Genomic DNA, 22,069 nt, shown 5'->3' on the forward strand with positions numbered 1-22,069 from the left:
GTATCCTCACTTTTTTTCCATGATGCATTGCAGCGGATGTTGGTGCTGATGGGCAAAGTCCATCACTTGGCTCACCTTGGTTTCCGCCACTTCATAGGTAAAGACGCCACACTCACCCACCCCGTGGTGGTGTACATGCAGCATAATACGGGTCGCATCTTCTCGGCCCTTGTTGAAAAACGCTTCTAAAACGTGAACAACAAACTCCATCGGCGTGAAGTCATCATTCAACAGAAGGACCCGATACATATTAGGACGCTTGGTCTTGGGTTTTGACTTTGTTGTCACCCCAAGGTCTTCATCTTCATCCAGGCGACGAATATCCTTACTCATTGCTTGAATTGTCTCCACAAATTCTCCCGACCGGATGCCGGGTTGGTCTTCTTGAGCATCTCAGGCTTTTCCCCAGCCCAAATCACAGGGCTTGGATGAGGCATTTTGAATCGAGACACTACAGGTATGAGTTTGACATACAAAAAACCCCAGATGCCACAAAATAATGTAAGCATGCTGTCCTCTCATTGTAAGGGTATATGCTTTCATAGCCAAACGGCGGCTAAAAATTAATTTCCGTTATATATTTCAATTAGTTGAACATTCTTAACATGCTAATACAAAATTAAAATTTTTCGCAAATTGCTTCTTGTTGCGCATTTTTTACCTTTTCCTAACCGAGTTTCCATACCCTTTTTAAAAAGGATGCGACAGGCTATACTCGCCTTCGAAGCGTCGCACTCGAAACAAAACCTCAAAGCGGAAAAATCCGTCAGTCATGACAAACATTCAAAGGACGTCAAGTGTTTAGAGTAGCGTTCAGAGCCACATGGCGTGCAAATCCTGTGCGCCCAGCCATTATGATCGCCGCAGCCATGGTCATGGCGATCGCCGCGCTGGCTTCCCCCCATTCCGCCCAGGCGGCCAACAGCAAATATGCCGGCTACGTCATCGATGTGAAAAGCGGCAAGGTTCTCTATTCAAACCATGCAAACTCCCCGCGTTATCCAGCTTCGCTTACGAAGATGATGACGCTGTATATGGCGTTTGAGCAGCTTGAAAAAGGAAAGATGTCGCTCAACAGCCGCCTCAAGGTTTCCAGACATGCCGCCGGTCAGGCCCCTTCCAAGCTGAACCTCAAACCCGGCAGCACCATCAAGATGAAGGATGCCATCCTCGCGCTCGTTACCAAATCAGCCAACGACGTGGCTGCCGTGATTGCCGAGAATATCGGCGGAACGGAATCCAAATTTGCGCGCATGATGACAGACAAGGCCCATTCCATTGGCATGAAGAACACGACCTTCAAAAACGCATCGGGTCTACCCAACAAATATCAGAAGACCACTGCAGCTGATATGGCCCTGCTCGGACGTGCCCTTCAGGATCGGTTCCCGACCTATTACAAATATTTCAACACGCGCGTGTTCCAATATGGCAAAGCCCGCTACGGCAACCACAACAAGCTGTTGGGCCGCGTCAAGGGCGTTGACGGCATCAAAACCGGCTATACCCGTGCCTCCGGCTTCAACCTTGTTACAAACGTCAAAACCGGTGACCGCCACATCGTGGCCGTGGTCATGGGCGGGCGGACAGGCGCAAGCCGTGACGCACAGATGCGCAAGCTGATCAAGCAATATCTACCAAAAGCCAAAACCGGCCGCCGTATGACAGCAATGGTCGGCGTTCCTGCCACACGTCGCTATATTGAATTGGCCGAAAGCATTCGTTTGCCAAAAGCCAAAACCCTGTCGCCAGCCCAGCCCATGCTCGTTGCATCTGCTGCGCCTCAACCGGCGCCTGTGAATTTGGTAATGGCTGATACGGCTCAGGTCTCCACTCTGCCACAGGCAAGTGCGGTGACCGGATCTACGCTGCGTCGCGCTATCGCCGATACAGCGCAATCCATGCCGAAACCGCGTCCTCGCCTGACAACTGCTGCCTTGGCCATTCCGCCCCTGCCGCGTCCGGCCAACGACCCAATCGGCGATCTGTCTACGCATGAAGCCCCGCTTCCAGAGGCAGCTCCATGGAGCAGCGTTCCGACCGGCTGGCAGATCCAGCTCAGTGCAACACCTTCGCTTGAAGCAGCCAACGAGATTCTAGACAAGGCCAGAGCAAGCAATGGACGCATGCTGAACGGCCGCGTCAACCACACGGAAACAGTTCAAAAAGGAAATACCACCCTTTATCGAGCACGTTTTGCTGGATTCCCGAGCAAGTCTTCTGCACGAGATGCCTGTAAAACCCTGAAGAAACAAGAGTTTGCCTGTCTGGCACTGAATCCTTAAGAGTAATTGAGTAGTAGGAGATCAGTCATGTTTTCCGAGCAGAACGGACTTGGCAGCGTTGATCTTGGAAGCAAGAAAGGTGGAGCCCCCGTGGTCCGGGTGGAGCCGCTTCATGAGGCGCCGGTGCGCCTCAACAACTTCCACATCGCTGGCACCCGCCGCAAGCCCAAGCACCTGATAGGCTTCCTCCTTGGTCATGGGGCCAGAGTCCGCCGTGCTTCCTTCCCTCGCTGCAGGGTCAATATTGAAGCGTTCTCGCCAGTCGGGATGCCGGCCGTCAAGATACGCTTCAAGTAGATCGCGACTTTCCTTGTCGCCACCAACTTCTTGCCAGAGGCTGTTCAATTCAGCCTCTGTCAAACTATCCAGCTCCCGCCCTTCGAACGAACCGGCCAATACCTGCCCGATGATGATGCCGGTATCGTGATCAAGCGTCATTTCCAACGCAGCCGTCCGCACAGTCGACCCTCTGCCGCTCTCCTTGTCGGCTCCGGCAAGATAAGATTTCTTCCTCAACAGCGACCAGGCAAACAGTGCCAGCGGCATAGCCACCACCCACTGCTTGCGAAACAGGAAGAAGGCAGCCAGGATCAGGAAGAACACGCCCCCCAGCTTGTAGACCAGCGACAACACGTCACCAGCAGGCGCATAGGCAGCCCAGCGCACCAACAGAACAATGCCGACGAAAAACAAAAATCCGGCCAGTAGATAAATCATCTTGTTTCGCTCATCCCTTATCGCGAGGAAGTCGGTCCGGGCAGCTGCTTCTGCAAATCGCGCGGCAAACGGGTTACATCCCTGCCAGACGCAGCATAGGCCGCGATGCCCTTCAAATAGTCGGCCAACTTAAGTTTGGCTCCTGAATCGAACTGACCATAAGCGCCGCCGGTCAATCGCGCAATTGCCTTGAAGACATGAGCTGCCATCGCATCATTGCCTTCCTGAAAGACGAACACCGGCACGCCCTTGAGCGCAATATCACCCGCCAGACCGACGATCACATCAGGGTCTTCTTCCAGACAATCACCGACATAGACAACGGCGTCGATCTTGGTTTCCAGAACTTCATTTTTCACATGCTGTAAAATGCGCCCGATTTGCGTGCGCCCCGCGCGGCAATCAAACCGCTCCATCCAGCCGGTCATGTCTGCGGCCGACCGTGTCCAGCGGCTGGCACGGCATTCGCTCGTACCACGAAAATAGACAAGCTGGGTGGCAAGGCCGCCATGGGTTTCCGCAACCTCGAACATTTCCTTTTGCAGTGAACAGGCAACATCCCATGTCGGCTGACGTGACATGGTGGCATCAAGAGCAAACAGAAGATTCCCGCTGGCAGGTTTCAGCCCCTTGGCTTCTTGCGCTTTGCGCACCATTTTCGCCTTGGAGAGAAACGCCGCCACCTCGCCTTTGTCAGAGCGGACTTCCGGCGTGGTCTGAGTCGTTTTTTCAACCAGCTGATCTTGCTTCTTGACCATGACGATCTGGGCCTCCCGAGCATTGTGTGATGTGGTCCGTTAAGGACCATTCATCCCCAATATTTAGGCATGCATTGAAAAAAGCCAACCAATCAAATGGTTCCGGAGCACCTTTGGACTGTCAAAGCAGCCTAGAGAAGCCCCAGATCCGCCAGTTCTCGCCGAAAATCAGCCGGTAGATCATCATCTTCGCGTAAAGGATCAAGGTCTCTGGGGGCCTCGGTATCCTTGAGATAACGCCACCCCTGAAAGGCGCGCTTGGGCTGGGACTCGGTGCGGATCAATGTCGGATCCATCACGATCTGACAGCGCGATATGCCGTCATCCCCAACGATCTGCCTGAGATCAATAATCGGCTGCCGGGCGAGAATCATGCCTTTGATCACCCAGTAGAGCGATCCTCCATCCAGAATTTCATCCCGCCGCTTGGGAGACATGCGCGTGGTATGAATATGCTCTTCCGGTTCGCCCGCAAGCGATTGCAAATGCCGCCTGTGTTCGATCCACCGTTCCAGATCATCGACACTGTCGACGCCAACGCACAATTTTACAATATGAACTGTCATGCCGGTTCCTTATCACGCTGTTCATACGCTATAAAGTTAAGAACGGATCGCCAAAACTTGGCCATGGATTTATGCACATTTTGCTATAAGTTATAAAAACGCGAATTTTTGCAATTTGCACCTAAAGACAGGAAAAGACTCGATGCGAATATTTGTTACAGGCGGCACCGGTCTGGTGGGGAGCGCCATTGTCAAAGCTTTCTTGAAGCGCGGAGATGAGGTCACCACCCTCGCCCGCTCTGACAGAAGTGCGGATATTCAAAAAGGTCTCGGCGCAACACCAGTACGGGGCAGCCTGACCGATCCGGGCGACTGGGTTTCGCTGGCGCTGGAGCATGATGCCTTCATCCATGCTGCGGCAACCTTTGACAATGACATGGGCAGCGTCGACCACAATCTGGTGCGCGCTCTTCTGGAGATTGCCAAAAGCCTGCCCGAAGAGCGTCAAATTCCGTTCCTTTATACCGGTGGCTGCTGGCTCTATCCCGAAGAACCAGTCATCCCGATTTCCGAGCGGCACATGCTGGACCCGGTGCCAGAATTCGAATGGATGCTCGACAGCATCGAACAACTCAGCACATGCCCGAACTTTCTCCTCACGGTTATCCATCCCGGTCTGGTCATAGACAAGGGGCGTGGTTTCATCGCCGACTATGCGCGCGGCCTCAAGGAGGATGGCGAAATCACCATTGTGGGCGCCACGGACACCCATTTCCCCTTCGTTCATGCCGATGATCTAGCCCAACTCTATGTCAGCGCCGTGGACAACCGCGGCGATGGCCTGCTGCTCAATGCCAGCGCCATAAAAAGCGCCACCGCAGAAGAGGTTGGCAAGCTGGTCGCCCAAGCCTGCGGCCTGCCCTATCAGGCGCGTGTCATTTCCATTGAAGAAGCACAAGTCAAGCATGGCAACTGGGCCTCAGCCTATGCGCGATCCCAACGCATGTCATCGGACCGGGCGCATAATCAGCTCGGCTGGTCCCCGCGCTTTGACACCATAAAAGCCATGGTCGAAGACAGCGTCAAGTCAGACAGCTAGTTGGTGCGCTTTCCCAGCCGCATACTCACCAGTCAAACAACCGAAGGAAGCCATTGGCATCCTTCGGTTTGCATCCCCACCAACCCCGGGGGGGCCTTGACGCGCCTAACGCTGCCCTGCCGATACCACCTATTTATATATCACTTATTCCGAATTTTCGCTTGACTTAATATTCGAATATACTAAATTAGCAAAATCTAATGATACAACTGATCAGAGCGAGCTTGCTGACCAAGGGTCCCCCAAATCCAAAGCTTGCTTGCCCCGATCAGGTTCAAAGCAGGACCGGGAATGGCAGAGGATTCTTCAATCGAGGCTTTGGCGGATCAGGCAGATGAAGTTGCAAGACTTCTCAAACTGCTCGGCAATGGCAATCGCTTGCGAATCCTTTGTCAACTCACAGATGGAGCCGACAAGTCGGTAAATTGCCTTGCTGATCGCCTCCATATCAGCCAAAGCGCCCTTTCCCAACATCTTGCCAAAATGCGTGAAGACGGTCTTATTGCTGGCCGCCGCGACGCCCAGACCATTTATTACTCCATTTCAGATGGAAATGCAGAGTTGCTGCTCAGCGTCCTGAAAGACCTCTACTGTTCCAACGACAGCACAGGTGAGGCTCAGGCGAAAGCAGAGTGATTTTAAAGGAAAGCCAAATGGCAAAGAAGCAGATCGTCAAACAGATCAACCATGACGAGGCCAAAACCCTGTTGGACAAGGGCGCAATCTTGATTGATGTCCGCGAGAAAATGGAACTGATGATGAAAGAAGTTCCGTCCGCCCTGCATCATCCCCTTTCTTCCCTGAAAGGCCCGATCGATACCAATGGCGCTCCGGCAGCCATTTTCTTTTGTGCCTCAGGGGCCCGCACCAACGGCTATGCACGCCAACTGGCCGATTGCGTCGATTGTGACGCTTACATGTTAACGGGCGGTGTCTATGCCCTCTCCCGCATGGGTGTTCAGACCAAGAGCGGCCTATCAAAACTATTCGGGCGCTAAACCCGCAGTTTGCTTAAAAGCAGACCCTGAAAATGAAAAAAGCGTGGGCTCGACCCACGCTTTTTTTTCGCATTCTCCGCACATCTCTTAAGTGTGCGCTTAACCAGCAGCAATCGCTACCGTATCAAATGCTCCGAAGAAATACACAATGGCAAGAATGGCACCGAGGGCCAAAACCGCTTTCATTGTGACGCCCCAACAAGAAACGTTGACTTCGTTGTCCATGTAACCTCAGCTGTCACTTGACTATATGATACCGCACACTCACGCTGTGAGCGCGGAGGCCCCCTTGTTAACGTCTCGGCAATAAATTCGCAACCATTTAGGCATGCATTTGCTGCAAGTCAGCAATCGGTGGAGAAATTTCTAAGAAAAACAATCATCTAGTGTTTAATAAATTTGTGCGTAATATGGCAAATCCGTGTTTCAATCTGGCGCAGTTTAGCCGATTATCCCGGCAACCCATAGGCTTTGCAAGTATGACAGGATCTCATCCATGATTCCATTCTCCACTTTGGATATCGTCGCCCTCGTTTGGTATCTCGTGATCTGGATCGGCTTTACCTATCTCGTCGATTATTCGCCGCTGAAGAAACACAATATATCCGTATCAATGGCAGCGCATAGACGCCGCTGGATGCGCTCGCTTTCAAAGCGTGAATTTCGCATGATCGATACCGGCATACTGAATGGATTACAAAACGGAACCGCTTTCTTTGCCTCCACGTCCCTCCTGGCCATTGGCGCTGGCTTTGCCATGTTGAATGCCACCGATGTCGCAATGAAAGTCACAAATGATCTGTCCCTGCCCGTCGAGACCTCTCCCGAGCTTTGGGAGATCAAAGCCCTGTGCCTCACGGCCATCTATGTCTACGCCTTTTTCAAGTTCGGCTGGGCTTATCGCCTGTTTAACTACACCTCCATTCTGATTGGCGCCTTCCCATATGCCGGAGATGCATCGGAAGAGGAAATCGAACAGGCCATTGAACAAGCCGCAGAAATGAACACCCTTGCGGGTCATCACTTCACCCTTGGGCTGCGTGGCTTTTTCTTTTCCGCACCGGTGTTCGGCTGGTTTATCCATCCATGGCTGATGATTGCAGGTACAACACTTGTTGCTCTGGTTCTCACCCGACGCCAGTTTTTCTCCCGCTCGCAGGTAATTGCCAAAAACATCATCTAGAAGAAATCAGACAGGCTAGAAGACCGGTGCGGCGTGGTCCACCGCGCAGTCAGCCCACTCCTTCCGTTTGTAGACAAAAGGCCCGGGATAAGCGCCCTAAAAAGTTGCATATTGCAATTATTTGGGTCAAACGGGTATGATCCCGCCTCATAATCGATCCAAACATTCCAGAGCTTACTGCCGATGGCGCCTCACTCGATCCGCAAACCGACACCGCTTGACCTGTCCCTGATGCTGTTTCTGACGCTGATCTGGGCTTCATCCTTTATCGCCATCAAGGTTGCAGTGCTAGAGACCGGCCCGGTTTGGCTGGCCGCCATGCGCGTTGCCATAGGCTTTCTGGTTTTGCTGCCCTGGACACTCTATCGAGGCATCATCCTGCCCACATCAGCCAAGAGCCTTGCCAACCTGCTGATCATATCCCTGCTGAATGTCTCCATCCCCTTCATGCTGATCTCATGGGCGGAACTGACCATTTCAGCGGGCATCGCCTCGCTGCTGCTTGGCACCGGGCCTCTTCTTTCCCTTATCTTCAGCCATCTGACCACTCATGATGACAAGTTCAACACTTTCAAGGTCATAGGCATTATTCTGGGCTTTAGTGGTATTGCGCTGGTGGTTGGACACGAGGCCCTGCAGTCCGTTGGCACCGGAGCGGTCCTTTCCATGGTCGCCGTGCTGGGCGCGTCGCTGTGCTACGCGATTTCCGGAGCCATGATCCGACAGGTGAAGGATATCCCCCCGACACGTCTGGCAACCCTTATCCTCGGATTTGCGACGATCGAACTGATCGGACTTGGCTTACTGGAGGGTGTGCCGGAACTGGCCAGTATATCCGGCGAAGCATGGTTGAGCCTTTTGTTTCTCGGCCTGTTGCCAACCGGTTTGGCAACCATACTGCGTTATCGCCTCATCTGGGCCATCGGCGCCAGCTTCTTCTCACTGGGTATGAATCTCATTCCTGTCTTCGGCGTTATTCTGGGCGCCCTGTTGCTGTCTGAACAGGTGGCCCTGACCACATGGATCGCCTTGGTGCTCATTCTCTCTGGCCTGATGGTGGCTCGCACAGCCCCTAAAGACGAGACAAAACCTGACTGAGATAGTCGGCGCTTCACTCCGTCACATCAGATCGAGATATTTGGCATCAACAAAGCCGATCTTGCCATTGATCTGAACTTCACAAACCCGGCTTTGAAGCATCTTGCGCCGCTGGGAAAGCGAACCGTAGGCCCAATCGCGAAAGCTGAATTCATTGCGACACCAGCGCATCACAACCCCTTCAGTGCCTTTGGCAAGCGGGTATTTTTTCGCTGAATTGATCTCTGGTCCGGCTCGCAAATAGGTATCCTTGAGCACGACATAAATCGTGTCATACGGGCTCTGCGCGCCTTTATTTGCCATGGAGGATGATGGCGCTCCGGCGACGCCAGCACAAAGGAGCAACGCGCAGGAAAGAAGTCTGATCGAACGTTTCATGATGGCTTTCTCCGTCTTTTCTGATCGCGACACGGTTCCTTGCGATACCCTGACTGTAGCGAAGGAAAGACCAGTCTGGCCAGACCGTTTGGCCCTCAAGCTAAAAGAAATCACTTATTTATCGGATCATTGGGCCAAACGCCCGCCGTCGCCAACTCGACAACATTGTTGAAAGGATCGCGAAAATAGATGCTTTGGCCACCAAGAGGCCACGTCACCCGGCTTTCGATGTCCACTTCTGCATCCTGCACCTTTGCGGTCCAGTCCGAGAGCGTATCCTGTTCGATTTTAAAAGCAAAATGCGATGGTCCATAGGAGCTGTGCCCGGGCACCTTTTGACCGTTGATCAGCGCATCTTCATCACTCGCCCCGCGCAAACAGACAATCAAAACTTGTCCGGCAGCCACGTCATAAGCATGGATGCGATCCCCCTCGATCATGCGCTCAAGCCCCAGAAAGCCATGATAGAAATCATAGGCCTTCGCCAGATCATCCACATAGACCGGAGTTTCCAGAATACCTGTAATTCTGGTTGCCATCCTCTTCCCCCTGTTTTACTGCCTGCGCTTTTTCTGTCTGCGCCTTCTGATTTACATCAGGCCGAACCACCAGCCGGCAAGGCCAAGAAATGAAAAGAAGCCGACAACATCAGTCACTGTCGTAATGAAAACGGAAGAGGCAATTGCAGGATCAACCCCGGCCTTTTGCAAACCAACGGGAATGAGGATGCCCGAGAGCCCGGCAAAAAACAGATTGACGACCAACGCCGCCCCCATGACATAGCCAAGCTGGATATTGGAAAACCAGACTGCCGCTATGATCCCAAGGATAATAGCAAATGCAATGCCATTGAAAATCGAGACCAGAATCTCACGAGACACAACGCGCAGCATATTGAATTTGTCGAGATCCTGCGTGGCAAGCGCTCGAACGGCAACGGTCATTGTCTGCGTGGCAGCATTACCCCCCATAGACGCAACAATCGGCATGAGCACGGCCAAAGCCACCATTTGCGCAATGGTTCCATCGAAGAATGCAATCACTTGCGAGGCAATAACGGCCGTTGCCAGATTGACAATGAGCCAAGGCATACGGGACATAACAGTCGCAACAACCGTATCGGTAATTTCTTCGTCACCAACACCACCCAATCGCTTGATGTCTTCAGCGGCCTCTTCATGGATCACGTCGACGACGTCATCAATCGTGATAACACCAACCAGTCGTTCCCCCTCGTCGAGCACAGCGGTCGACAAAAGGTCATAGCGTTCGAACAGGCGGGACACCTCTTCCTGATCCTGATTCACCATAACAAAATGGCGTTCTTCATTCTGAATTTCGGAGATCCGGGTTGGCCTGCGGGAGCGCAGCAAGGTATCCAAAGATATGGTGCCCAGCAACCGGTGGCCGGGATCAATTACAAAAATCTGGTAGAAATCATCAGGAAGATCAGTGGTTTCGCGCAGATAGTCAATTGTCTGACCAACGGTCCAGAAGGGCGCCACCGCTATGAAATCCGTCTGCATCAGACGACCGGCGGAATCTTCGGGATAATCCAACGAACGCTTGAGTTGAAGTCTATCTATGGCTGGCAGAGCCGCCAGAATCTCGGCCTGATCCTCTTCTTCCAGATCTTCCAGAATAACGATGGCATCATCCGAATCCAACTCGCTGATGCCTTCGGCAACCAGCTCGTTCGGCAGGGATTCGACGATCTTGGAACGCAGGGAATCATCCAGCTCGACAAGCGCGGTATAGTCGAAGGAATCGCCCAGCAACTCGATGAAATCGGAGCGGTCTTTAGGACTGAGGGCCTCAATGATATCGCCCAGATCCGCCTCATGCAGATCCTGCGTCAGACTGACGAGAAGATCGGAATTGCGCGCTTCGATGGCATCGTCGATGAGCTGGAAAAGCTCTTGGGAAATCATCCCATTCTCATCGCGCACCTGCTGCAATACAGAGGCGCCATCCTGATTGATCTCTTCGAATTGCACTGACTACCTCTTTATTGCGAACCACATCCCGATACGACACGAACCTACCCTGTTCTGCCGCAAAGCGCCATCAGACTTCAAGCCTTGTTTCTTTTCAAACACGGATTTCCTGATAAACAAATTATATATATAGCGTTAATGCTTTAACGCCCGAAAAGTTCAAAGAAAGGCGATTATACTTTCCTACTAGACGCCCATCGGGATCCTCCGCCGGTTTCCCGGTCATAGACTTTGGACAGGCATGAAAAGTATCGGAACGCTTGTCATCTATGCGAAAATATTGGCGGCTAATTCAACCGGGGAAAGCTATGCCGGGCCTGGTTTTTCGCCATTTGCCAATAGCTTCAGAAACCGAGGCATAGACTGAATGACCAATTGCCTCTCCCAAGGCCGTATGCAGCCCCGCATAAGCGCCCTCGCCTTCAGGCGCGACAACGGCGACACAATCCGTGCCCGTTCCGGTCGCCCGGCCCGTGGCGATCTGGATATCTGCATCACACACAGCCGCAGTGCGGGCCTCCGTGGCGATGGACATCGCTTCCAGAAGAGCCCAGTCCTCAAGCCCCTGATCAATGATGACGGCAAGATTGATAGTGCCCCATCCCTCTTTGCTCCAGTCAAGGCGCCTACCGATCCGCTCGGCATTGGAAAGCCCCACTGTCACAATCGCCTTGACGCGGACAGTCTCAACCTCTGCATCAGCAACGCAATAGTTGCCGATATCACATGAAGTCAGCATCGTTACGGCATCCAGTCCGTCCCGCGCTTCAAGCTCCTTTTCCAGCCATGCAACTGGGTCAACGTCAATCGGCAGATCCTTGTTCTTGACTTCCCGCCAGAGCAACTGCTGCGCAGTGACAAGGCCGGGGCGGTTCACCGCCCAACTGGCGACACGCGCCGGATGGGAAAAAGAAACACAAAGCCAAGGCGCTTCATGAACGATCGAACATGGAAAGGGCATCTATCTTGAGAATCTCACAGGCAGGGTCAAAGTGTGTCGAGCCCCGGAAAACTCCTTTGGCGGTTTCGGCGCCGGAGAAGCTCGCATGGGAAGCGAACGAATTTCATCATCCAGATAGCGATCCCCCGCACTCTTGACGAGCGTGGACTTGAGAACACGACCAGACTGATTGATCACAATGCGTACCACGCCCTGCCCCTGAACGCCACGCATTTTGGCCGAACGAGGATATCGCTTGTGCCGCTCAATCCAGCGGCGCAACTGGGTCGCATAACTGGCACGGACACCACGGGAACCAGCTCCGCCGGCCTTGTTGGAAGTCCCGCCATCACCTCTCACAGATGCCTTGGGCGAATGTCCGGAATTCCGGGCTGCCCCGGCCGCCTTGCGACTTGAAGAGGAGCGAGCCGTTTGGCTGCTGCCACCGTCTTTAAGTCCCTCGGCTTTCGTTACTCGCAAGCCTTTTGGTGCGGGAGCCGGTTTGATCTTGGGTCTTGGCGCAGATGCGGGCAAGGCCGTCAGCGCACCGCCCTGCATGAGCGAAACCTGCTGAGCCGGTTCGGCCTCTTCCTCTGAGGGATCCTCTTCTGGCTTTGCCTCGGCAACAGGCGCAAACTTCGGCAGCATCATAGGCTGGACGGGATCAACCCTCTCGTCTTCTACCGCCATCTCGACCTCAGGCTGAGGCGCTGGTGCAGCTTCCATTTCCGGTTTAATCGCAGGCTTCGAAGCAAGGAGAGGCTCAGGTGCAGGCTTGGAGACGGGGGCTCGAAGAACTGCGCCCTCTTCGGGCTGCGGCTCTTCAGGCTCATCAGGTTCAGGCTCAGTCTCTGCTTGTAGCTTTGTTTCAGACCCTGTGATTGATGGCACGACCGGCTCGGGCGATTGTGGCTCTGGCTCTTTGGTTGCAACAACCGGTCCTGTTTGCGGCTCTGCTACTGGCTCAGTAGCAGGACTAGCGTCTACCTCGGACTTGTCAGCGAAGACAGGCTCATCATCGGGAGTGGCCGTTTCTGCCGCATCGATTGTTTCAGGAATATTGGGCTCAAAAGACGGCTCTGGCTCTGTTGCGTCTGAAGCGACCACTTCTGGTTCAGATGGCTCTTTCAGTTCGGTCTCGTTCGCTTGCGTTTGAGTAGACGCCGGATCGGCCATAGCATCGGCTACGGTCTCAGAAGGCTCCAGAGCAGGCATCTGGGCGGGCTCCTGTGCAGGCACCTGAGCCGACATGGGCTCGCTGTCGACCTCTTCGCCATCGCCATTCGCCATGACATCCTGATTGCCACCGGCGGTCCCCTGCCCCATATCTGGCATGATGCTCACCTGCATATTGCCCATGAAGGCCCCGCCCATGTCATAGCGGGATTCCCCATCAAGCTCCGCCCAATAGGCGAACGCCAGCGCGAGGTGCACCAGAACACCAGCACAAATGCAGACAACCCATAAAGCCAGTCGTGTCACCGTTGCCGCACCTCCAGCTTGACCTCACCCTTGCTATAGGGCTGGAACATTTGCGCCAGCTCGAGCACTTTGGCAAAATCGGCTCCCGCATCCGCGCGGATCACCAGATCTCGCGCCTCGGTGTCTTCCTGAAGCGCCGCTTTCAGCGCCGCAAACGCCTCATCCCTTTGCATATGTGACTGAAACTGAACCGCCCCTTGCGCATCAACAAAAAGCATCAGGGATGCGCCTTTTTCCTCGCTCAAAGCGCTCTCTGCCGGATCGATATCCAGCGCGGGCCGCTGAGAAATATGCCCCATCAGCATCAGGAAGATGAGCAACAGAAACACGACGTTGATCATCGGTAGAATGGTTTCGCCAAAGGCTGGCCGTTCTGGTTCATTGAACTGCATTGCTCGCCTCCGGAACCAGAGAAACCGCAGATATGCCCAGTGCCTTCAGCCGATCAAGAGCATCAACGCCATGCTGGATCGGCACTGACGCCTCCAGAAAGATGCTCACCGGCTGACGGTTGGTGACAGCATCCGCCAAGGCCTGATCCACAGGTTCCCCTGCGCTGGTCAAAAGGTCCCCATCGGCCTGCAAAACCAGACGCAACGCGGTGGACTGCCCGCCGCTGCCGCTTTGCCCTTTGACCAGATCAATCACGCGATACTGGCTAAAGGAGGAAACAAGCATGAAAAAGACAATCAGAATAAAGATCACATCGATCAACGATGTGAGGCTGACCCGAGGTCTGCGCCTTCTTTCTTCTGAAAAATCAAACGCCATTACTCGGCTCCAGCCTTCAGGACATCATTCTGCGCAGAAGTCTCGGAACGATAGTCGGAGCGCTCTGCCCCGTTACCAAACAGTGCATCGGTCGCAACACACTCAAGGCGATAACGCAGGCTCTCGACCAGACTATCAAGCAAAGCATGAATGATCATGGCTGTGAGGGCGATCACCATGCCCGCAGCTGTGGTGATAAGGGCTACCCAGATACCACCAGCCAGATCGGAAGGATTGACCGCATCACCAGCGGCCTGCATGGCCTGAAACGCATCGATCATGCCAAGCACCGTACCCAGAAGCCCCAACAACGGAGCAGCCGTCACAATCAGCTCAAGCAATCGAAAGCCCGTGCGCGCCTGTCTCAAAAAACCGCGCACAACAATGGTCGCGCTTTCCTCGATCTGCACTCGTGTTGCGCCCGCTTTCTTTCTCTTTTCAATATGATAGCGCAAATCTTGCGCTGCACCACTGCGATAGGAATGCGGCTGCAACATAGCAATTTGCACCACGGAAACCAGCGCAGTCGCAACCGTCAAAATCGAAAGGGCAGCCAGTGCGACGAGCGTCCATCCCCCCATATCGATCAACAGGGACCAAAGCTCAAACAAATGTTGCTTAAAGGCCATTGGCTTCTTCTCCTTCGGAAGCCCCGCTCATGGGCTTGGCGTGTCCTACCAATTCGGTCGGAATAATGAAAGACTGTTTGCCAACTTCCACATTTTGAATGCGGACCCCGTAAACTTCTCGCATACGCCGCTCTGTCATGACAGCCTTGGGGGTGCCATCATCAAGCAGCACACCATTGTTAAGAATAAGGATCCGGTCACACCATTGGCTGGCCAGCGAAAGATCATGCAATGATACCAGCACCGTCTTGCCCTGCGCGACCAATTGCTTAAGCAGGCGCATCAGACCGATCTGATGGGCAGGATCCAAACCATTCACCGGCTCATCGGCAATGATTGTATTGGCCTCTTGCGCCACCAACCGCGCAATCAGCACGCGCGCCTGTTCGCCACCGGACAATTCATCAAATGTGCGCATTTGCAGGTCTGTAAGGCTCATCAGATCAAGAGCCCGATCCACGGCCTCTTCATCAGCTTGTGAGGGGCGCCCCAAACCGGTCTGATGGGGCATGCGCCCCAGCATCACAACATCCCGCACCGCCAAAGACCAGTGCACGACCCGCTCCTGAGGCAGAAAGGCAACCCGCCGCGCCAGCTCCATCGCACTCAATTCAAAGCTGGGCACCTCATCTATGAGAATTTGCCCCGAGAAATTGATCAGCCCTACCAAAGCCCGCATCAGAGACGACTTGCCCGCCCCGTTGGGGCCGATCAGGCCGATAAGCTCGGGCTTGCCGGAAGCAAAGGTCACATGTTTGACCGCCTGGCATTTGCCAAGCTTTATGCCAACGCCGGAGCATTCGATGGACATTACACGACCCTCCTTCTGATCTTGCGCAAGAGCCACAGGAAGAATGGCGCACCGATAATGGCGGTGACCACACCGAGCTTGAGATCCTTGTCAGGCATCACCAGACGAATGAACAAATCCGCAGCCAACAGGAAAGCAGCCCCACCAAGGGCGCTCACGGGCAACAACCGGCTCGGCCGCGAGCCGACAAGAGGGCGCAAAAGATGCGGCACGATGAGACCAACAAAGCCGATGGTGCCGCTCACGGCAGTGGCCGCCCCAACCCCGACAGCCGTCCCCACGATGGCCATGCTACGAGTGCGGCGCATATCGACCCCCAAAGAGCGCGCCACATCTGGCCCGAGGCTCAGGGCATCCAGCGCACGGGCCGTTGAGAACAGCATTACGCTCCCCACAAGAATCAACGGAACAGACAACCACACATGCACCATACTGCGGTCCGTCAGCGACCCCAGCATCCAGAAGACAATTTCCAGCGAAGCAAATGGATTGGACGACAGGTTCAGAGCCAGCGATGTAAGGGCACTTGCCAGTGACGTAATGGCTACGCCCGACAGAATGAGCGTGAGCACATCCGTGCTTCTGCCAGCCAAAAGCAGAAGCAGCAGCACCCCGAACAAGGCACCGAACAGCGCCGCAATAGGCAGGGCATAGGCGAAGGCTGTTGTCAGCCCCGTATAGATCGCGATGACTGCCCCGAGCGAAGCGGAAGCAGACATGCCCATGACACCCGGCTCAGCCAGCGGATTGCGCAAAAGCCCCTGCAAAACGGCGCCCGATAGCCCTAGAATGCCACCGATGGCCAGCCCGAGAATAGCGCGCGGCAAACGAATCTGGAGCAGAATGATCTGATCCACCCGTGTCACATTATCACTTGCGCCGAAGAGACCATTCAAAGGATTGATCCACACTTGCCCGACAGCCAGCGAGAGCAGGAATAGAACCACAACGAGCCCCAATAGCGTCATCGTCAGAATTGGAAATGAAGGACGCCCCATCAATTAGTTTCCTCGTTCTCGTTGCAGTATCTTTTTTTGCAAGTCCGCGATGGCATCCACCGTAAATGGCCCGCCACAGATCCAGTAGCGCGTATCAACGGTGACACGTCGCTCTGGACCGAACCATTCATCAAGCGCAGGATGGCGCAGAATCTGGGTTGCGCGTGCAGGGCCACCGGTCCATTGGGACCAAGACATGACAAAATCCGGGTTTTCGCGAATGAGCGCTTCAAGCGACAATTTTACCGAACTCCCATGAAACCCAAGGTCCTCCCCCATATGACGCAGGCCCGCAGCCTTAATCATTTCATTGGCAAGAGTGCCAGCGCCGCCGGTGTAGCTGCTGGGCTCATAGGAAGCCAGAACCTTTTGTTCTTTGGGAGCGCTTTTCTTGAGGGAGGCAAGCTTGTTGTCGAAATCCCTGAGCAATCGGCTGGCCCGCTCATGTTGGCCCAACAAATTTCCAATCCGCAGGATATTCTTGCGGATAGCATCAAAGCCGCTGTCGGGTGAGAATTGCTCGACACGCACACCGAAGCGCTGCAGCAGATTGATTGTATTTTTGGATGTATAGATGCCAGCCAAAACGAGATCCGGCTTCATCCGGATAATTTCCTCGGCGCGGGCATGATTCATGCGGTATCGCTTCGCTCGATCAACCATCACGGATGTATTCGGATCAAAAGCCAGTTTTGATACAGAGATCAATTGGTCCGGCCCCGCGACCATCATGGCGAGTTGGTCAGTACAAAGATTAATCGAGACCACCCGCTGGGGCTGAAAATGAGGATGGGCAAAGCTAGGCTCGGGCGCCAACCCGCCCAATAAAAGCAGCACAGAAACGAGCAGCGTCCGAACCATATAGTCTTTATCCCTCAAATGGGAAAAGGGCCACACCCGTTAGTGTGCCCCTTTTTGCGTTAAAGCAGGATCAGAAATCGGCCTTCAGACCAACATAACCGGTGATACCGGCCGTGTTATAGCCATAGACTTCTTCATAGTCCGCATCGAACAGGTTCTCAACGCGTCCATAGATCTGTGCATGATCGTTGATCTGGTAATCCGCCCCGACATTGACCACAGCATAGTCGGCAAGGGTTACCGGCGAGGAAACGTACCAACCTGATGGATTGATCGTCCACACATTATCCGTCATATCGCCGTTGAAGATCGCATCAGCAAAGATATGCGCCTTGCCATCAAGGAAGGATTTGGTGATCTGAACCGATCCCTGATGCTCAGGAGCACGAATGATCGTTGCGCCCGATTCCACATCAAGATAGGTGTAGGAGGCCTTCACATGCAAGGTATCCGTCACGGCAAGATCTGCGGCCACTTCGATACCCTGCTTTTCGGTTTCATCGCTCGAGTTGCACAGGCTCGTTACAGCCCCTGCGCCACAGCTGATGATCGCATCCGTCAAGGTCTGGCTGAAATAGGTCACGTCAACAGCAAAGCGATCATCAAACATTGATTGCTTGATGCCGAAGTCCCAGCCGATGCTGCTCTCGGGCTTCAGATTGGGGTTACCGATAAAGGTGGTGTAGCTACCGAACTGGTCATAGAAGCTCGGGTTCTTGACACCTTTGCCAAATGACGCATGCAAGCGTGTATTGGTCTGATCGATCTGATAGGCAGCGCTAGCGCTGTAGGTAACAGCGTCTTCGAAATCATCATTGACATCATATCGGACAGACCCGTTCAGGAACAGTTTGTCCCAATATTGGCCCTGATATTCACCAACGAAGCCATAAAGATTACGCTCCTGCGTACCGTTATTCAGATAGCCATCTTCAAAGCTTTCATACTCCCATTCGGAAGCGCCAGTAACACTGTGTTTGGCAGCGGCAAAGCTAGGCGTATCGAAGAAGTAGGTACCCTGATAACCAAGATGGGTCCGTTCAGTTTTTGCCAGATACAGGCCGCCGGAATTCTGCTTGCTTTCCACGTTGGTATATTCGGCCTTGACCTTCTGCACCAACTGGCCGTCCATTGATGACAGGGTCAGACCACCACCGGTGTAGAATTCACGCGTCTTGCTGTAAAGGCCCGCAGCATCAGTCGCTTTACCTGTGGTATAGCTTGTATTGTCCACGTCCGAGTTGCGATCCGTGTAGCGCATGGACCCATTGAAGCTCAGATCATCGGTCAAATCGACATTCAAGCGTCCATTGAGTGTGAGGTTGCGATCCCCATCATCTTCGGAGCCATCATCGGAAACGTTGAACCCGTCCGTTCTTCTGAAGGCGCCGGAAAAGGCATAATCGAAGCGCTCCTGACCTCCAGAGAGCCCCAGATCGACGAGGGCCGTGCCATCAGTGCCGGTTTCGGTTTTGATAGAGGCATGGTTGCCGTCCCGTTTGCCGGACTTGGTGATGATATGAACCACACCGGCAATCGCATCGGAGCCATAAAGCGCGCTCTGCGGTCCGCGCAAGACTTCAATGCGCTCGATATCAGAAACCTGAAGCCCACCAAAGTCAAAAGACCCGTTGGCATTCTCGGTAGCTTCGATGTCGTCGATCAGAACAAGCACATGGTTGGTCTGCGATCCTCGAATACGGATATTCGTCAAACCGCCATAGGAACCGGTCCGATTGACAATCACACCCGGAACGCTTCTCAAAGCATCGGCAACATATTTTGTCTGGTTCCGTTCAAGCTGCTCACTGGTAACGACGGTGTAAGCCCGGCCTACCTTTTCTTCGTCAACCGGGATCAGCCCTGCACTAACCACAACTTCATCAAGGTTGAACTCTTCCGCATAGGCGCTTGTGCTTGCAAGCAAACCCAGGGCAATCAGGCTGGTGACACCCGCTTTTCCTGACATTGATAAACTCCCAACAACACCCCAACGCAAAATTTCGCGCTCGGAGCATCCATATTTATTCTGCCAACCAGCCCTTCATTTCAGCATGCGCACAAGCAGCCTCTGAAAGAGCTGGCAAACAGATCTGGTTTTTGTGATGTCACCTCAACGGAAAGGCCGCACCCTGACACACCCCGTATCAAAGGTCGGGTGACAGACAAGGGCAGGTCTCCTGGCTACGCGGGTCTTCGCTGAATATTCCCCTTCCCAACGGCTAAGGCCAGTCAGTGGATCTTCAAATATCAGCTTACCGCTCACAGTTGCGGGGGCAGCCACGGTCTCGACGAAATCGTCTCACCGTGTTCCCTTTTCATCCGAATGGATCGTCGGAACCTTCGTCTCGGGGCGTAATATGTAAAAAAAGTATTGCTGCGTCAACGCAAGCAGGCCGCAAAAGGAAGACAGCAATCACTTTCCATAGATAAAACATTGAATTATCTATAGATATCAGAATACATACCGTCTTGTGAGAGCCATTTCTCGGTGCATAACTGGTGCAGAAATTACCACTAACTTCCCATGCATTTATAACAAATCAGACACATACGTAAAAAGCCGGAAGCGATCAACGCTCCCGGCTTTCAGCCACTGTTTGATATGCTTGCCCCGATATCAAACGGGCTCAGCCCTCATATTGCTCATCTGTAACGGGATCGCCCCAGACATTGGCATCAGCCGACTCATCGGGAGCCTGCATGGCCACATGAACCATGAAGCGGTTAGGCGCAGCCCCATGCCAATGCAACTCATGGGGTTCAAAGAAAACAGCAGTCCCCGGCAGCAGAACTTCAACCGGTCCACCTTCTTTCTGGCAGCGGCCTTCCCCTTCAGTCACAAAGATAAGCTGGCCGAGATTATGGCTATGCCAGTGAGTGCGCGCGCCCGGTGTGAAATGCACATTCGCGGCATTCACACGCGTGCCATCCGGAGCCCCCATGAAGTCAACATATACATCACCAGTGAACCACTCGGCGGGCCCTTTGAAGGTATCGATACCATCGCGAAAGATTTTCATTGGTCTTTCCTTGTCATTATTGAATTTGTTCAGAACCGGCCCAAGTGCCATGTATCAGGGCCGCAATCATCGGCTATTTGCTATCAGCGTTTGCAAAGACTTCACGTGCTATCGGCAGGGCCGTGTTCGCAGTTGGCCAGCCCGAATAGAAGGCCAGATGCGTAATCACCTCGACGATTTCCTCTTTGCTGATGCCGTTTTCCATTGCCTTGTTGAGATGAAATGGCAGCTCATTGACGCGATAAAGGGAAATAAGGCTCGCAATTGTAATCAGGCTGCGATCTCGCGGTGAAAGACCGGGCCGCTCCCAGACATCACCAAACAGCACATCATCAGAATATCCGGCCAGTGCAGGAGCAATATCGCCAAATGCCTTGCGGGCCGGAGAAAGCTCTTCTTCTTCTTTTGCCATAGTTTTTTCCCTTCAGGATCTCAAAGTCACATCAGTGAAACGAGCCAATCGATACCGCGTGAACAGGTGCGTCATCGACCGGCCTTTCCAATCTTGCCGCCAATATAGAGGATGGTGATTTTTCGCTGTAGCTGTTAAAAACGAAATTCAGTATTAAGTGGAGCTAATCAATGGCCAAGCCAAGCTATGACGATCTGTCGGTTTTTCTCGCAGTTGATCGGGAGGGAAACTTCACCCGCGCGGCAGCCAAACTCGGCGTATCACCTTCTGCTGTCAGCCAGACGATCCGAGGGCTGGAGGAACAGCTCGGCGTGCGCCTTCTGACACGCTCCACCCGCAGCGTCACCCGCACCGAGGCTGGCGACAAGCTTCTGGCGCGTCTCGCCCCCATGTATGACGAAATGGATATGCTGCTTGCAGAAGTGAGCTCTCTGCGCGAGAAGCCGGCAGGCACCGTTCGCATCACGGCCGATGAAATTGCCATCGAGCAGGTACTCTGGCCCAAGCTGAAAAAGGTGCTCGACGACTATCCCGAAATCACCGTTGAACTGATGACCGACTATGGCCTGACAGACATTGTGGCCGAACGGTTTGATGCTGGCGTGCGACTGGGCGAGCTCATCGCCTCAGACATGATTGCCGTTCCCATAGCACCGGAAATGCGCATGACCGTTGTTGCCGCGCCGCGCTATCTGGATACCCATCAAAAGCCGACCCATCCACACGATCTCACCAGACATATATGCATCAACCTGCGCCTACCGACACACGGCGGCCTTTTCGCCTGGGAATTCAGCGAAAATGGTCAGGAATTTCGCATTCGTGTGGAGGGGCAATTGGTCTTCAACAGCGTGGGGCAGATTCTGCAAGCCACCCTTGATGGCTACGGACTGGCACAAATGCCACTTTGCCAGGTTGAGCCCCACCTGCAGAACGGCACGCTCGTAGAAGTACTGCAGGATTGGTCGGAACCCTTTGCAGGCTATCATCTCTATTATCCCAGCCGCCGCCAACAGACCGCCGCATTCCGAGTTGTGGTGGAAGCCCTCAGGCACCATTCCTGAGAAACCGGCCCGCAACGAAAAATGCCAGCGATACGAAATCACTTGAATCTTTGCTTTTT

General features: G+C 53.8%; 26 protein-coding genes and 1 riboswitch. Of the genes, 7 read left to right on the forward strand and 19 right to left on the reverse strand.

Translation table 11 applies throughout. The features are described from left to right. Positions 1–6: 6 nt before the first annotated feature. Positions 7–333 carry an ATP-dependent Clp protease adapter ClpS gene (gene clpS / locus BM258_RS10650; RefSeq protein ID WP_090071924.1) on the reverse strand — a complete coding sequence of 109 codons (327 nt, stop codon included), beginning with the start codon at positions 331–333 and terminating at the stop codon, positions 7–9. A gap of 464 nt (positions 334–797) precedes the next feature. Between clpS and BM258_RS10660 the strand changes: the two genes are divergently transcribed. Continuing rightward, a complete protein-coding gene (locus BM258_RS10660; protein WP_244544668.1) occupies positions 798–2,285 on the forward strand; it encodes a serine hydrolase in 1,488 nt (495 codons plus the stop codon). A gap of 21 nt (positions 2,286–2,306) precedes the next feature. Here the strand turns inward: BM258_RS10660 and BM258_RS10665 are convergent, their stop codons facing one another. The 3 genes from BM258_RS10665 to BM258_RS10675 form a co-directional block, all read right to left on the reverse strand. Continuing rightward, a complete protein-coding gene (locus BM258_RS10665) occupies positions 2,307–3,002 on the reverse strand; it encodes a J domain-containing protein (RefSeq protein WP_090071931.1) in 696 nt (231 codons plus the stop codon). Between the two features lie 17 nt (positions 3,003–3,019). Further along, positions 3,020–3,760: a hypothetical protein gene (locus BM258_RS10670; protein WP_090071933.1), complete on the reverse strand. Its 741-nt coding sequence runs from the start codon at positions 3,758–3,760 to the stop codon at positions 3,020–3,022. Between the two features lie 131 nt (positions 3,761–3,891). Beyond that, a complete protein-coding gene (locus BM258_RS10675) occupies positions 3,892–4,326 on the reverse strand; it encodes a DUF1489 family protein (RefSeq protein ID WP_090071935.1) in 435 nt (144 codons plus the stop codon). Positions 4,327–4,468: 142 nt separating this feature from the next. Between BM258_RS10675 and BM258_RS10680 the strand changes: the two genes are divergently transcribed. The 3 genes from BM258_RS10680 to BM258_RS10690 all read left to right on the forward strand — a co-directional run bounded on the left by BM258_RS10680 (position 4,469) and on the right by BM258_RS10690 (position 6,363). Continuing rightward, positions 4,469–5,365 carry an NAD-dependent epimerase/dehydratase family protein gene (locus BM258_RS10680; protein ID WP_090071937.1) on the forward strand — a complete coding sequence of 299 codons (897 nt, stop codon included), beginning with the start codon at positions 4,469–4,471 and terminating at the stop codon, positions 5,363–5,365. Positions 5,366–5,656: 291 nt separating this feature from the next. Further along, positions 5,657–6,001, forward strand: a complete 345-nt coding sequence (locus tag BM258_RS10685) for an ArsR/SmtB family transcription factor (RefSeq protein WP_090071939.1) — start codon at positions 5,657–5,659, stop codon at positions 5,999–6,001. A 17-nt stretch (positions 6,002–6,018) separates the two neighbouring features. Continuing rightward, positions 6,019–6,363 (forward strand): rhodanese-like domain-containing protein, encoded by a 345-nt coding sequence (locus BM258_RS10690; RefSeq protein ID WP_090071941.1) that lies wholly within the window; start codon positions 6,019–6,021, stop codon positions 6,361–6,363. Positions 6,364–6,462: 99 nt separating this feature from the next. Here the strand turns inward: BM258_RS10690 and BM258_RS24945 are convergent, their stop codons facing one another. Next, positions 6,463–6,588 carry a hypothetical protein gene (locus tag BM258_RS24945; protein ID WP_280141761.1) on the reverse strand — a complete coding sequence of 42 codons (126 nt, stop codon included), beginning with the start codon at positions 6,586–6,588 and terminating at the stop codon, positions 6,463–6,465. 271 nt (positions 6,589–6,859) lie between these two features. On the opposite strand from BM258_RS24945, the gene BM258_RS10695 reads away from it, so the two are divergent. After that, positions 6,860–7,546: a DUF599 domain-containing protein gene (locus tag BM258_RS10695; RefSeq protein ID WP_090071942.1), complete on the forward strand. Its 687-nt coding sequence runs from the start codon at positions 6,860–6,862 to the stop codon at positions 7,544–7,546. Between the two features lie 183 nt (positions 7,547–7,729). Next, positions 7,730–8,644 carry a DMT family transporter gene (locus tag BM258_RS10700; RefSeq protein ID WP_090071944.1) on the forward strand — a complete coding sequence of 305 codons (915 nt, stop codon included), beginning with the start codon at positions 7,730–7,732 and terminating at the stop codon, positions 8,642–8,644. A 21-nt stretch (positions 8,645–8,665) separates the two neighbouring features. Here BM258_RS10700 and BM258_RS10705 read toward each other — a convergent pair whose 3' ends face one another. The 14 genes from BM258_RS10705 to BM258_RS10770 form a co-directional block, all read right to left on the reverse strand. Beyond that, a complete protein-coding gene (locus BM258_RS10705; protein WP_090071946.1) occupies positions 8,666–9,022 on the reverse strand; it encodes a hypothetical protein in 357 nt (118 codons plus the stop codon). Positions 9,023–9,132: 110 nt separating this feature from the next. Continuing rightward, positions 9,133–9,561 (reverse strand): VOC family protein, encoded by a 429-nt coding sequence (locus BM258_RS10710; protein ID WP_090071947.1) that lies wholly within the window; start codon positions 9,559–9,561, stop codon positions 9,133–9,135. A gap of 51 nt (positions 9,562–9,612) precedes the next feature. After that, positions 9,613–11,019 (reverse strand): magnesium transporter, encoded by a 1,407-nt coding sequence (gene mgtE / locus BM258_RS10715; protein ID WP_244544669.1) that lies wholly within the window; start codon positions 11,017–11,019, stop codon positions 9,613–9,615. 292 nt (positions 11,020–11,311) lie between these two features. Continuing rightward, on the reverse strand, positions 11,312–11,980 hold the full coding sequence (locus BM258_RS10720) for an adenosylcobinamide amidohydrolase (protein ID WP_090071949.1): 669 nt from the start codon (positions 11,978–11,980) through the stop codon (positions 11,312–11,314). After that, entirely contained in the window at positions 11,981–13,441 is a 1,461-nt protein-coding gene (locus BM258_RS10725; RefSeq protein WP_090071951.1) for an energy transducer TonB family protein, read from the reverse strand. Beyond that, a complete protein-coding gene (locus tag BM258_RS10730; RefSeq protein WP_090071953.1) occupies positions 13,438–13,833 on the reverse strand; it encodes a biopolymer transporter ExbD in 396 nt (131 codons plus the stop codon). The genes BM258_RS10725 and BM258_RS10730 overlap by 4 nt, the downstream gene beginning before the upstream one ends. Further along, on the reverse strand, positions 13,820–14,212 hold the full coding sequence (locus BM258_RS10735) for an ExbD/TolR family protein (RefSeq protein WP_090071956.1): 393 nt from the start codon (positions 14,210–14,212) through the stop codon (positions 13,820–13,822). The genes BM258_RS10730 and BM258_RS10735 overlap by 14 nt, the downstream gene beginning before the upstream one ends. Beyond that, on the reverse strand, positions 14,212–14,841 hold the full coding sequence (locus BM258_RS10740) for a MotA/TolQ/ExbB proton channel family protein (RefSeq protein WP_090071958.1): 630 nt from the start codon (positions 14,839–14,841) through the stop codon (positions 14,212–14,214). The genes BM258_RS10735 and BM258_RS10740 overlap by 1 nt, the downstream gene beginning before the upstream one ends. Further along, entirely contained in the window at positions 14,831–15,652 is an 822-nt protein-coding gene (locus tag BM258_RS10745; protein WP_090071960.1) for an ABC transporter ATP-binding protein, read from the reverse strand. Before BM258_RS10745 ends, BM258_RS10740 begins: the two co-directional genes overlap by 11 nt. Further along, positions 15,652–16,653, reverse strand: coding sequence for a FecCD family ABC transporter permease (locus BM258_RS10750; RefSeq protein ID WP_407062712.1), 1,002 nt, complete (start codon positions 16,651–16,653; stop codon positions 15,652–15,654). Before BM258_RS10750 ends, BM258_RS10745 begins: the two co-directional genes overlap by 1 nt. Next, positions 16,654–17,511, reverse strand: a complete 858-nt coding sequence (locus tag BM258_RS10755) for an ABC transporter substrate-binding protein (protein WP_090071973.1) — start codon at positions 17,509–17,511, stop codon at positions 16,654–16,656. It lies immediately after the preceding gene. A gap of 70 nt (positions 17,512–17,581) precedes the next feature. Continuing rightward, positions 17,582–19,480 carry a TonB-dependent receptor plug domain-containing protein gene (locus tag BM258_RS10760; RefSeq protein ID WP_090071974.1) on the reverse strand — a complete coding sequence of 633 codons (1,899 nt, stop codon included), beginning with the start codon at positions 19,478–19,480 and terminating at the stop codon, positions 17,582–17,584. Between the two features lie 184 nt (positions 19,481–19,664). Beyond that, a riboswitch (cobalamin riboswitch) is annotated at positions 19,665–19,871 on the reverse strand. 270 nt (positions 19,872–20,141) lie between these two features. Continuing rightward, positions 20,142–20,534: a (R)-mandelonitrile lyase gene (locus BM258_RS10765; protein ID WP_090072222.1), complete on the reverse strand. Its 393-nt coding sequence runs from the start codon at positions 20,532–20,534 to the stop codon at positions 20,142–20,144. Between the two features lie 73 nt (positions 20,535–20,607). Further along, the gene (locus tag BM258_RS10770; RefSeq protein WP_090071984.1) at positions 20,608–20,946 is read right to left on the reverse strand and encodes a carboxymuconolactone decarboxylase family protein; all 339 of its coding nucleotides are present in this window, start codon (positions 20,944–20,946) and stop codon (positions 20,608–20,610) included. A 170-nt stretch (positions 20,947–21,116) separates the two neighbouring features. On the opposite strand from BM258_RS10770, the gene BM258_RS10775 reads away from it, so the two are divergent. Continuing rightward, entirely contained in the window at positions 21,117–22,010 is an 894-nt protein-coding gene (locus BM258_RS10775) for a LysR family transcriptional regulator (RefSeq protein WP_090071985.1), read from the forward strand. Positions 22,011–22,069: the final 59 nt, after the last annotated feature.

The sequence above is a fragment of the Cohaesibacter marisflavi genome (genome assembly GCF_900115225.1).
Taxonomy (GTDB): domain Bacteria; phylum Pseudomonadota; class Alphaproteobacteria; order Rhizobiales; family Cohaesibacteraceae; genus Cohaesibacter; species Cohaesibacter marisflavi.